At 52.1% G+C, this 12,985-nt stretch carries 8 protein-coding genes; 5 read left to right on the forward strand and 3 right to left on the reverse strand.

Annotation, left to right across the window (positions count from 1 at the left end):
* Window positions 1-113: 113 nt before the first annotated feature.
* Both O3S85_RS05775 and O3S85_RS05780 read right to left on the reverse strand, forming a co-directional pair.
* Window positions 114-1,070, reverse strand: coding sequence for a hypothetical protein (locus O3S85_RS05775; protein WP_269538861.1), 957 nt, complete (start codon window positions 1,068-1,070; stop codon window positions 114-116).
* A gap of 128 nt (window positions 1,071-1,198) precedes the next feature.
* On the reverse strand, window positions 1,199-1,696 hold the full coding sequence (locus O3S85_RS05780) for a PEP-CTERM sorting domain-containing protein (protein ID WP_269538862.1): 498 nt from the start codon (window positions 1,694-1,696) through the stop codon (window positions 1,199-1,201).
* A gap of 504 nt (window positions 1,697-2,200) precedes the next feature.
* Between O3S85_RS05780 and O3S85_RS05785 the strand changes: the two genes are divergently transcribed.
* Window positions 2,201-3,223, forward strand: coding sequence for a LacI family DNA-binding transcriptional regulator (locus O3S85_RS05785; protein WP_269538863.1), 1,023 nt, complete (start codon window positions 2,201-2,203; stop codon window positions 3,221-3,223).
* Window positions 3,224-3,284: 61 nt separating this feature from the next.
* On the opposite strand, the gene O3S85_RS05790 is transcribed toward O3S85_RS05785, so the two are convergent.
* A complete protein-coding gene (locus O3S85_RS05790) occupies window positions 3,285-3,494 on the reverse strand; it encodes a hypothetical protein (RefSeq protein WP_269538864.1) in 210 nt (69 codons plus the stop codon).
* 125 nt (window positions 3,495-3,619) lie between these two features.
* On the opposite strand from O3S85_RS05790, the gene O3S85_RS05795 reads away from it, so the two are divergent.
* From O3S85_RS05795 to O3S85_RS05810, 4 genes are all read left to right on the forward strand, one after another.
* Window positions 3,620-7,624 (forward strand): sugar-binding protein, encoded by a 4,005-nt coding sequence (locus tag O3S85_RS05795; protein WP_269538865.1) that lies wholly within the window; start codon window positions 3,620-3,622, stop codon window positions 7,622-7,624.
* Between the two features lie 96 nt (window positions 7,625-7,720).
* Window positions 7,721-11,182, forward strand: a complete 3,462-nt coding sequence (locus tag O3S85_RS05800; RefSeq protein WP_269538866.1) for a hypothetical protein — start codon at window positions 7,721-7,723, stop codon at window positions 11,180-11,182.
* Entirely contained in the window at window positions 11,158-11,907 is a 750-nt protein-coding gene (locus O3S85_RS05805) for a hypothetical protein (protein WP_269538867.1), read from the forward strand. Before O3S85_RS05800 ends, O3S85_RS05805 begins: the two co-directional genes overlap by 25 nt.
* A gap of 31 nt (window positions 11,908-11,938) precedes the next feature.
* Entirely contained in the window at window positions 11,939-12,940 is a 1,002-nt protein-coding gene (locus O3S85_RS05810) for a LacI family DNA-binding transcriptional regulator (protein ID WP_269538868.1), read from the forward strand.
* Window positions 12,941-12,985 lie beyond the last annotated feature (45 nt).

The raw sequence follows: 12,985 nt of genomic DNA on the forward strand, positions 1-12,985 counted from the left end.
CTTTTTGTAGACCTATATTTGAAAGCACAGATCTGACGCTCATCACTAGCCGACTGACCAGGCAACCGCTACGGCTCAATCGCAATGATGCAGAACCGCATCACATATCCTAACTACCGATGATCGTAACGATCACTTAAAAATAAAGCAATAGCATCAACTTCCACGGCACTGGCAGGCAAATCAATCAACTCCCAGAGCACTTTCCATTCTTGCTTTTGCCCCTTGGGCAAAGCCCATGTCGGGCTGATCGTTTCAATTTCGAAAGTTTCGCTTTCGCGTTTTAGGTATGACTGAAGATTACTCAGCTCTAAGTATAATTCATTAGGATCGAACTCAATGCTTTGGCAAAAAGCTTGTCTGTCCCTGACCATGGCAATCCAATTCCCATAAGTCCCGATTTTTTGCTCAGTATCATTTGCCACGCTAAACATTAAAACTCGCGAATCCGGTATGAGCGATGCAATGGGAGCTTCAGGAAATTTTGCAGGCCAGCGTCGATACGGTTTCTTCTTGGCATGCGCGATTCTCTCATCGGAATCCAATAAAATGTAATCTCCCTCACCCACCCCGGTAATCGTCCAAACATGCACTGGGTATGGGCTCTCTGCTACGCGATCCAGCCAATAGGTATGCAGTACTTTTGCGCTGTCTTCAAGTAGCTCAATATGATGAGTAATCTGCAAACCCAACTCAGGGCTGATGCCACTACGCATGGTCAAGCTCGTATCCGTTTTCGCAATCAACTCCCATGGTTCACCATCAATGACAGGATCAAAACCCGTATTACCATAAATCTGAGGGTTTAAATGCTGAGCTGTCGGCCAGATGCGATCACCACCCCATGGATGCCAATGCCAACTGGGAATTGATTCGATATCGAAGACAACAATCCAATCTGGTTCGTTATGCTGCTTGAATGATACAATGCGCCCGACCTCAAGCGCTACTTGTAAGCTCACAACATCGTTATCTATAGTTTCAACGGGCCCCAAATACTCGTAGTCGGCACGACTCCTGAGCAAAGATACGATAAAAAAAATGAGCGCTAAAGAATGCTTTTTTACCATGTCGATAACAGCGATATGATGCCCCCCTCCCCTTCGAATAAACTGACAGCAACGGGGCTACATAATAATAAAAAGGCTGTCCAGCCAACTGCCAGACAACCTCAAGAAACAAGCTTTTCGCGAGAGACTTACTTTCTGCGCATCAGCACAACGCCCAAGAGGGCAAAGGCACCAGCTATAGCCGCGTAAGTACCAGGCTCGGGAACTACTGCAGCGGAGAAGGAATCAAAGTTGACGGTTGTGCCACCGCCAGAGGGAGTACGAACACGCATCCCCATCGCAGAGCCCGTGTAATGTGTTGAGGCATCAAAGGCAGACGCAGTAATCGTTTGCGTCGGGCTACCGTCATCATAATCAGCCGAAAGCGTCAGCATGGAGCCGACATAGGTGCCCGTAACGGTAAGCGTAATGGACTGACCCAACGCAAAGGTGCCTCCAAAACTGGATGCGGATACAGCTGTGCCCGTCCCCGCTCCACCGACGTTGATGATCCGAAACTGGCCATTGCTGCCTTGATAGTCGACTAAGATGTAATCACTGGGAGAGCTTTCGCTGCTGCCGAGAATCGCCAAGCCCCAGTAAGCCTGCCCTGGGTCCACGGAGGACACCGAAAAAGTTGTGCTCACAGTGAAATCTGTGAAGTTGGAACCGGGGTTACCACCAAGCGTCAGCATCGAAAACCCAGCGGAGGTTGAGGTGTTTGCAGTAAACTGATAGGCGTCAGGATTCGTGTCTGAGTTCGTATCAACCAAGTTCCAACTGCCAACACCGGAAGTTGTGAAATCGGCCGCAGAGCTCGTAAAATCATTTAGGTAAGGAGATGCTACCGTTGCAGCGGATAATGAGCTGGTAAAAGCAATGGCTGCACTGCACGCGCCAATGAGAGTAATGTGATGAGTCTTCATTTGGGATTTATCTGTTTGGGGTTAGTGAAAATATTACGTTTATATCAGCAAAAATGCCACAGATGTAAGCAGAGCTCAATTTACATTTTACTTTATCAGTTAGGCCTCTATTTATCTTGCATTCGCAGCATATTTGATCCCATCTGTCAGCTGCCTTTGCAAATGTAATGCTGCAAAATTTACCAACTGCGCTACCATCATCGATCCGACTCAAATAATCGATCTATGGCAGAATCCCGACGCCCCCGTTTAAAAGATATCGCTGCAGAAGTTGGCGTATCGACCATGCTGGTTTCCATCGCTCTGCGAGGGATGACTGGAGTCTCTGAAGAAACGCGCAAGAAAATCAAAGACTGCGCAGACCGTCTTGGCTATAAGCCCGATCCGGCGCTTGCGGCATTGGCCGATTATCGACGTCGCACACGCGAACCGTCGTCATTCGAGCAGTTGGCCTACGTGACCAATTATGCGGTTAAAAACGACCCCTCCTGGGATTTCTCTAATCAGTTTTTTATCGGAGCCCAAAGACGTGGGATGGATTATGGCTACAAGGTTGTCCCCTATTGGTTAAAAGAAGATGGCTGCTCCCAAAGCCGGGCAAGTTCGATATTGTTCAACCGTGGAATCCGTGGGCTCATCATTGCCCCCGTGCCCGAAATTGAAGATAAGCTGGAACTGAACTGGAAGTATTTTTCCTCGGTGGCCATTGGCACATCACTCGTCAGCCCGGAACTGGACCACGTTGCATTCGATCACCACCATGCGATGAGAACAACGCTCGAAAAGCTACACGAGAAAGGCTATCGCAGAGTGGGACTATATATACGCAACCCGATAAATCGCCTGCGATTTTCACCGATGGATGCCTATCTAGGCTACCAGTATCGTGACGCTGATTCATCGCCCATCCCACCGTTAATGTTGCTGGGAGTTTCGTCTTCGGCTTTTTGGTCGTGGTATGACGAACATAAACCTGACGCGATCGTTACCGACAGCGATCCTGCTGTCCTTGGCCTCTTAAAAGAGCGTGGGCTTCAGGCACCTAAAGACGTCGGCCTAGCCTGCTTCAACCGATTCAGTCACGACAAGCGCAGCACCTCCTCCGTAACGCAGGACCTCCAGGCCATTGGAGCGGCATCGGTTGATCGTCTACACACCAACTTGTTGAGGAATGCATACGGAATCCCCGAGAACTCTTATGGCATTCACCTGCAAGGCCAGTGGTTCGCGGGCGATACGCTTCGCTAACTCGCCGAAGTCACTGAGTGATAGGCATATTCGATAGCTGCAATTGCCCACAGCTCGCTACCTAACTGGTAAAGTTTTTAAAGTTTTGAATAACCTCTTCAATTCCCAGAAACTGTCGACCATTAACGGCAATCATACCTCCGACTCCGCCGAGTGAAACAACCTTCCAAAGGCGTAAAATAATAGCCCCGAAATCCCGAAAAACGATTAACGTCTTGGCTTGCCAAAACGAAGTGCGGCAGGCGAACGGCGTAACTTTATTCTCAAACAAGTCCTATTCAGGCACTGCATCCATCCATCATCGATTGGATTATGCACGTAAATCATTCATCAATGAACACGTTTAAGCGCATCAAAACCCATTATACATTCGCCTTAGTTTTCTTAAGTTTAAGCGTGGGCATTAGCCATGCACAGGAATCGTCGACCAAGGAAATAGTATCGGGCAATGCGATGGTTATCGCCCAAGCACCCGAAGATGAATTGCCCGCACCGAGCGACTTAGTCATCTGGAAAGAGAGCCGCTACCCACGGTTTGAGAAAGGCTCTGTTGTGGATGCCGGAGAATGGCTTGGCGACGGCCAACCCGCGGGCGTCCATGGTGCGCTGCTAACGAACGATGAGGGAAATTTCGTCTTTGAAGACGGAACACCTGCGCGCTTTTGGGGCACCACGCTCGCCTATGGAGCCAGCTTCCCCAAGAACGATCATCAGATCGAAGCAATGGCGGATGCAATCGCTGCCAAGGGTTACAATGTAGTCCGCTTTCATCACAATGACCATATCTGGGGCAGCGTCAGCTTTCTGAAAAATGGTGAAGTGTTTGATCTCGACCCGAGCCGGATCGACATCGTTGACAAGTTGATAAAGGCCTTCATCGATCGCGGCATCTATATCTACATTGATCTGGTAGACCAACGCGGATGGACGGAAGAGGTTGGCATCCCCGATTGGGAGAAATTTGCAAAGCTCGAGAACTTCGGCTGGAAGGGCGTCTTCCCCATGCCGGTGATGGTCGATGCATGGAAGCGCGCCACAGACAAACTCATCAACCATGTAAATCCCTACACGGGCAAAAGCTATGCAGAAGATCCCGCCGTGATCTGCATAGAGATCATCAATGAAAACGGCCCCTTCTGGGATTGGACTTTCCTGACGCCGCCATCCGTAAAAACATGGTTCGATACGGCCTGGAATGCTTGGCTGTTGGAACGCTACGGAAATCGGGAAACGCTCGCCGCAGCCTGGACCGATGAAGAAGGCGTCTGCGGACTCTTCGATGATGAGGACCCCGCAGAGGGCAATGTTTACCGCCCCCAACTACAAGTGCTCGACAACTGGAATCGCTCCTATCGATCCAAGGCTCGTGGGGCCGCTCGCTACAATGACTTCATCGCCTTTTACCGGGACATCGCTACGGAATTCTATCAAGAGGCCAGTGCGCATTTGCGGGAAAGCGGATATAAGGGCCAGATCGTTGGGAGCCATGAATTACGCGGTCCCCAAAATCAGCTAGCCGAGATTGAAGGAGCCGGAACGATTTCCGCGCACCTTTACGGCGGAGACAAGATCGCATTCATGACGCGGCCAGGCACCTCCGGCGTCTCAATCGACGGAGTCGATGTCAGCTCGAAAAATTGGTTTGCCAACATACTGCGCATCAATGTGGACGGCACCCCGAGTTGGAATAACGAGTGGACCGCTGGCGGTCTCAGCTACCGCGCCGATTCTCACTTGGCAATCGCAGCCATGTTGGCCTTTCAGGGCATCAACGGTAGTGTGCATTTCACTTGGAGCCAGATTTGGGGTGGCGAACAAATGCCGGACCGCGATATCACCTACGACTGGATTGGTTGGCGCAAAAAATTCCACAAGTCCTTCACGACTTTGCATGACTCGCCCACGATGGCGATCCACCGCATCGCCGCCGCGCTCATGCGTCGCAGTGATCTGCCCCCTGCCCGCTACACGGTTCAGGTGGCTCATTCCGCGGAAGATGCCGCTGAGCAAAACCTACATGCAGTCGGTCTTGAAGGAGGCTCGGGCACCATTGGTGGCGCGGCGAACTTCCTGCCGATGTTGCATCAAACGGAAACGTATTTCTTCGAAGAAGCCTACGACGGTGATGCGGATGTCGTCTTCAGCACCGGCCGAACCGCTAGCGGCGATTACAGTCAGGCCAAGCACGCAGTCATCCTTGGCGATAATCCTTGGAACGACCGTTACCATAAAACACGTGACCTAGCCGCCCCTGCCCGCAAGTTACACCCGAAGCTGGTAACGACGAATCTCAGTGCGCCTACCGACTTCACCATCGAGCTCGGCTACGATGAGCCACTCACGGTCACATTCAGCAAGCTCGAAGCCGCCATCGAAGTTGATTCACTGCCCGACGGATCGACACCGATTGGCCTGAGCAAGGATGGCAAATATACACTGGGATGGCTAGATGACCGCTTTTTGGTTTTCCCTGCCGCAGGTCAATTTGATCGCTTGGGCCAGGACCCTCGTTGGCTCTATCGTTTCTACTTACAGGCGGCTGAGCACTGGGGCATGGACCTGGGAGAGAACAGCATGGAAAGCGCCACCTACTTCAGTGACAATGGGGCGCTTCGCACCGACTGGGGAACTGGCACGCAGTTTATCAATAGCCCGCGCACCCAAGCCATTGCAGGCTATCCTGGCTTTCGTCAAAAGAACCAAACTGATAACCTGGAAGTAGAACTCGTTCGCCCCTATGGCGTCGTTGCACTGACCAGCGCCGATGGCGAGCCGATTGAAAACTCCAAGCGCATGCTACTCGTCGCAGCAGGCCGCGTCCAGAATACCGATACGGAATACGTGACGGGTGAAGACGGCAAAGTACGCATGAAAAAGCTTGGCAAGGCACCGATCCGTGTCGAAGGCCTACATGGTCGCGTGACGCTTTCTAATTTGAAGCGCAACGACTTGGTCGTCCATGCCCTGGATGTCGAAGGTCGTCGCCTCGGCGAAGTGCACGTTGACCGCAAGGACAATGGTTTGGAATTTAACCTGAACCCGAGCCTGCAAACGATATGGTTCGAAATCGCGAGCCCGGAAATTTCGGCCCCATTGCTGGCTAAAGATGAACCATGGCCAACGGAAACAGTGCCGACTCCAGCCAAGCCCGACATTGCACCGTTAACGGTGAGCGAGTACACTGCATTGCTGATTCAGGACGGAGAAACCGCTACCGTAGTCGAAGACAGTGAAGACAATTTCCGCATTCCGCTAACCATCGCGGCTGACTTCAAACCCTATCAAGCTTACGGTAACTTAAAGGCGAGTTCAGCCAAATACAGTGATGAGTCCGCAGTCAAACTCGACCTTGGCGAGCACACTCAAGATTGGCACGCGGGAGCTTGGTTTGATGCAGCGCCAACTCCGGGTCTGAAGCCGGATGATGGCGAGGGCTTGAGCTTCTTCTTTGCTGGAGATGGCACAATGCCCCGCGATTGCAATATCGTCGTAAAGTGGACCGACGATCAAGGCAACAAGCAGCAGGCGAAATCCAGGAACCTCAGCGAACTGTTTGAAGATACCGCATGGAAAGAAATCATCCTGGGCCAGAACGATTTCCCCAATAAGGAGGTTGATTTCACGCGCATCGATCGGATCGATTTTTCCGTGGTTTCAAATCTGATGGCATCCAAGCATTTGGGCTACATTGGCGGTTTCCGCCTAGTGACCAAGACAAACTCTGCCGATGCGATGCTCCTGCAATATCTAGCTGAACGCATGCCGGCAGTTCAACAGCCCACGAGCGCAAAAATACGTTTGCCAATTGTTGCCGACACTAAAATCACTGCAGACGGAATGCCAGATGAAGCTGCCTGGGCTCAGAGCGTCAGCATTTCGATTGATGAAGGCAATGTACCTGGTTGGCAGAGTATTGGAAGCGCCCTCGTCACCGGTAACCGCAAAGGCGATGAGAAAGCAGACGTATGGATGCTAGCAACCCCAACCGGTTTGGCGCTCTACGTGGCGGTGGACAAGGCAGGCGCTCCAATCGTAAACGATGGCACCGAATGGTTTGAAGGCGACTGCATCGAAGTCTTCATCGATAAAGCTAACAGCAAAGGCAAACCGAGCAGCCAGCTATTCTTTGCCTACAAACGCCCGGGCATCAATCGCGCCACTACGAAAACCAGAGCGGCTGGAGTTGGGCGTATGCGCACACCTGAAGGCTACGCGCTGGAGATTTTTATACCGTGGAATGCAATACAGGTCAGCCCGGTTCCAGGCACCGTTTTCGCACTGGATTTTCAAATTAATTTTGGCGATCCCTCTGGTCGCTACCTCCAATACAGCTACGCCACCGGCACGAACGAGGCATGGTTCTCCAGTGAACGATACCTCGAAATTACCTTAGCCGAGTGATCTTGAATCCCAATCGAATTCCATTACCATCAACTCACCCACCTCCAATTGCTCTTATTCGCGATGATAAAAACATCGTGAGTGGACCCCCTCCCCTTGAAGAAACACAAAAATCAGAATAATGCCCCGGGCTTCGCGCTAATCATCGCGTTGAGCTTGATGGCATTCATCGTGTTACTGCTTTTGAGTTTCACGACTTTGGCTTCGATTGAAGTGAACCGCAGTGAACTCGACCGGGTGAAGCTTCTGGCGCAGGAAAATGCGCGCCTTGGAATACTTTCTGCGATTGGTGAGCTACAAAGACATACCGGGCCGGATCAACGCACCACAGCCCGAGCCGACATCAACGCAAACCTGGTCAACGCGACGAATGCCAACGCACATTGGTTGGGTGCTTACAAAAATGGCACCAGCGGAGATTACACTAAAACCCCCGGCGAAGTTGCCACGGAAATTATCAATGCTTCATCCAGCAATGGTAGCCAGGCCAAGTTATTAAACTGGTTGGTTAGCGGAAACGAAGGACTCGTCAGCTCCGACGGAACCTCCAATGGGCTCAAATTCTCGCCGGAAAGCACAGTCAATAATTTAACGTCCGCCAATGCGCTTTCGACAGACATCACGATTGCCAACAGCCCTGCCCGCCTACTGGTCGGCCCAAAAACGGTTGGTCAATCAGCCGTGGATTACGTTGCCGCACCACTGGTAGAAGTCGTCAATGATGACAACGTCGTCACCGGAGGCTACGCATGGTGGATCAGTGACAACGGCACCAAGGCCCCCCTCAATCTAACGATGCCCGAAGCGCTCGAAGAATCGAGCTATGCGTTTGTCACTTCACCCCGTGCGGCCATTGAGCTGATGGATGCCGAAAACGCGTCCGACCAGGTAACATTGGCCTCTTCTGACATGTTGGAGTTGGATCCGATGAGCGACGAGGCAGTATACGATCCAACGGACCCTGATTTACCAAGATTGCTGGATTTGGATCAAATGCCACTCCTGAAAGGTAGCGCAAATCGTTCTACCCTATCCAAACTGATTGACCTTCGCTACCACGACCTGACGACCGAATCGCAAGGCCTCTTAACCGATACCTATGCGGGTGGACTCAAGCAGGATATGTCAGTACTGCTATCGACATCCGCCCTCGAACCGCTGGACACGGATTTTCTCTTCCAAACAGAACCTGATCCCAATGATTCCGCCGAGCCGGACTTCGGCGTGCCGACCTGGGGTCAGCTGCGCAGCTTTGCTCAAACCACAGTCAACGATGAGTTAACGCCACGACTGCCGACTGAAACGGAAAGCGGCATCGCTCCATTACTCACCTACTTTTCGCTTGGCTTTGAGTATATCGTCTCAGCCGCTGGTATCGACATCCACCTGGCAGTCTCCCCCGTGGTCGTTCTTTGGAATCCCTACACAGTGCCCATCAAAGCCGCGAAATACGAAGTTGGCATGCAGCGCCGTAGTTCGGACAAAGCATGGTTTCAGCTTCAGGAATCACAACCGGATGGTAGCTGGAAAGACAAGGAGACACGCAGTTTGAACCGCGCTGGTGGCACATGGAATGGTGGCGAAAAACACAGATACTTTCGTTTTGTTGTTGATGCGGATGCCATTCCACCGGGCAAGAGCATCATCTACACATTAGAAGGCTCCGAGAGTGGAAAGACTTACGACGCTCCTTCGGATGGTGAGCCAGAAAACGTTTTAACTCCCGGCTTCAATCCAACTGGTCACGTATTGATGCGCTCTATTTCCAAGAAGAGCGAAGATAGTGATGCCTCCACTGTGTATCGAGTTGCCGTTGATCGAACCGATACGAGCAACAGAACCATTACAGGCAATACGTCCTATATCTCCTATAATAATTTCAAACCCAATCAAGGTGAGCTGTGCACCTACCTAGGAGAAGTCGTCAGTACGGAACCAATTGGAACAAACCCTACGGCTGATAAGCGTTGGTATCAAAGCTTCACCCGGGCTTATCCCGGAACGTTTCCCGGGATGTCCAGCAGCGGCCACACAGGACTCGCCCAGGGGCCAGCTCCGCTATCTTCGCTGACAACGCCTGCCTTTGCGCAAACATTCAAAGCCAGATTCTCCGGCTCGCCGATGCGCTGGCTTGCCCAAGGCAATCCCCGAGCATTTATCGCAATGCGTTATCCCCGCCGTTTGGGAGATTCAGGTGATGGTATGGACACCACCACCCCGGGATACATCGGCACCTCAAGTAATACAGATTGGCCGCAGTTTATTGTGGGCGATGATGAGGACGCCTCGTCCGGCTACGGACTAGACGCCGATGGCTCGGGAGAAACGATTCAAGCAACGCTGTTTGAGTATCGCCCGGAAAACCAACCCTTGCTGAGCTTGGGCCAGCTACAGCACGCAAATCTAGGTATCACCAACGGGCACCCCGCCTACGCAATCGGCAATAGCCTCGCAGATTTCCGATTGGGATCACTCAGTGACGTGCTATACTTCGCCAACGACAATACGTATAAACCGACGGCACTCGTCCGCATTTACTATGATTTTTCCTGGAATTTGAACCGTGCATTGTGGGACCGCTACTTCGTCTCCACGGTACCCAATGTCGGAACTGGCAAAATCACCGATACCGTATTAACGCCGATTCCAGACCAACTACCCAATTCTCGTATCAAGCTGAACGACGTCTACGTTGAGTCCGAAATCAGGGATGCGAATCTGGCGGCCAAGCACATGTCAATAAACGGTGCGTTCAACATCAACTCAACTTCCGAACAAGCATGGCGAGCGGTTCTGGGCGGTGCGAATCAACTGGGCTACGATCCGGTATCCGGAACACTTTCCACGGATCGAACTCAAGCTGCACTCTCGCGCTTTACCAAACCGACCACCGCTCCGAATGCAGTGAGCGCGACTTGGCAGGGGCATCGCGAACTCGACGAAGAACAGATCGCACAACTGGCGGCAAACATCGTTGAAGAAATCCGCAACCGTGGTCCCTTCGTATCACTGGCCGATTTCGTCAACCGCCGATTGGTCGACAATCCGAACACTCAATATCCCGATGGCGATCCTCTGGACGAACGTCTCCGCGGTACACTGCAGGGCGCAATTGACCGCACAACCAGCGGAGCCCTAGCCGCCAACAACGACACCACGCTGCACCTTGATGACATTCCAGACTACAGTGACACTAGCCAATACTACAACAAAAGCGCGATGCGTGGCGGTCGGGATTCGGTCGCACCATACAGCTCGAAGTCGGCCTTTGCGCCACAGTTCTTAACACAGGCAGACATCCTTTCCGCGATCGGTCCTATTTTATCCGCTCGGTCAGATACCTTTACGATACGCTCCTATGGCGAGTACGTAAACCCCTTGACCAATAACATAGAAAGTCGCGCATGGTGCGAAGCTGTCGTTCAGCGAACATACAATTATGTCGATGACGGAGTCAGTCCCGAGACACCGCCATCCCTGGCCGGTGCTATCAACCAATCCCTCGGGCGCAAATATGAAATCATATCTTTCAAATGGCTAACACCCGAAGAAATTTAAGCATCCTGCCGGTCTACGTCATCCTGGCACTACTCACGTTTTCCAGTCAGCCGCTGCTGGCTGCGGCAACCGATGCACTGACTTTCCGCACGTTGGCGGTGAGGCGTGCTTCGCCAAAATTGTTTTACAATGATGGTGAGAAGGAAGTGCGGCTTCACGCTGGCGATACAGCCTTGTCCAACGCATACACCGCTCCCCCCTCTGGAAAAATTGAAATATACTGCTATGTGCCAGCCAAGGATCCCAAGCTGCCCCCTGTGAAAGTGACCTTGGCTGAAGAACAGTTGTCGAATACCAGCGACAACATTCTCCTGATCCTGACTAACTCCAACAGTGATGAGGCAAACAAGGGGGCACCTTCGATTGAAACCCGCATGGTCGATGCCTCACTCGAAGCGCATCCGCTGAATACCGCCAGAGTTTTTAACTTCTCCAAACGAGATGCGGCCGCGAAGATTGAGGATGAATTTGCGCAGATCAATTCGGGAAAGGACCACCTGTTTAAATTTCCGGAAGACAATAAAATGTGGGTCAAAATTGCCGCCTATGAAGGATCTGATGAAGGTTGGATTATGAGAAATGGCGGCCCCAAGGCGGTCTTCCCCAACACGCGATCCATCATCGTGCTCTCAGACGCGTATCCATCGCGCGAAGACCCCGAGGGAAAACGCATCACGCTTCGCAACATTGTCGACCGCCACCCGCCCGTCCCTGCGGAAAGCTAAACACTCGCATTATCTGGCAATCCTAAGATCGATGGCGGTGCAGTATCCAAAACCGACGATGCAGCAAATTGCTCAGGCTGCCGGAGTTTCGCAGGCCGCAGTCTCCATGGCTTTGCGCAACCACGCTCGTATATCGAAGGCGACCTGTAAGCGCATTCAAGGCATAGCGAAAGAAATGGGCTACCGTCCGGACCCGTTGATCAGTACGCTTATGGCACAGCGACGTACGCGCAGCGCAACCAGCACCCAAGTCTGCCTGGCGATCATATCACTCTGGCCTGAAAGAAACGAAGCTTGGGAGAATAGCGAATTTTACAAACCCTACCGCGAAGGCATTGAGCAGCGGGCTGAGGCGCTCTCTTACCGCACCGAGATATATCCCTGTGATGGCTCAGCAAAAGAAGTAAGCTGCTTGCTGCGCATACTGAATGTCCGTGGTATTCAGGGAATTATTTTTTGCCAGGCTCACGAATCGATAACGACCATTCCCTTCCCTTTGGATTCATTTGCTTCGGTATTGATTGGCCCAGGCATTCGCGAGCCGAATATCTCGCGAGTAGATTCAGCGCTCGATTATGACATACATTTGGCTTGGCAAAGACTGCTCGATGCGGGGCGCAAGCGCATTGGGCTAGTCACTCACTCAATCTTTACGCACAAGACGCGTGGCGCGGCAATGGGCACTTTTTTAAATCTACAACGTCGCCTCGCCATTAAGGATAGCTTGGCTCCACTGGAGCTGGGGCAAGCCGATGACCTGCAGTCCATCTCTGAATGGATACAAGCTACGCGCCCGGATGCCATCCTGACTGAGCGGGCAGATATCGCCGAAGAACTGTCGCGCACATATCCTCAACTCGATGTCGTATGCTTTGCCTTATCTGATGGTCAGACCGGCCGTGGCATTCGCGTGGAGCGCAAAGAGATTGGAATGACTGCCGTCGATATTGTCGTCACGCAATTAAATCAAGGCGAACGCGGAATCCCGGCCGTTCCCAAGCGTCTATTAATCGAAGGTCATTGGCAGGATTAAACCCACCTAATGAATCGCCTGCCGTCATTTTAACGACAGGCTTCG

The sequence above is a fragment of the Cerasicoccus sp. TK19100 genome (genome assembly GCF_027257155.1).
GTDB lineage: Bacteria > Verrucomicrobiota > Verrucomicrobiia > Opitutales > Cerasicoccaceae > Cerasicoccus > Cerasicoccus fimbriatus.

Coding starts and splice junctions, on each gene's coding strand:
- O3S85_RS05775 (WP_269538861.1), bottom strand. CDS start 1,070: ATGGTAAAAAAGCATTCTTTAGCGCTCATTTTTTTTATCGTATCTTTG.
- O3S85_RS05785 (WP_269538863.1), top strand. CDS start 2,201: ATGGCAGAATCCCGACGCCCCCGTTTAAAAGATATCGCTGCAGAAGTT.
- O3S85_RS05805 (WP_269538867.1), top strand. CDS start 11,158: ATGGCTAACACCCGAAGAAATTTAAGCATCCTGCCGGTCTACGTCATC.
- O3S85_RS05810 (WP_269538868.1), top strand. CDS start 11,939: ATGGCGGTGCAGTATCCAAAACCGACGATGCAGCAAATTGCTCAGGCT.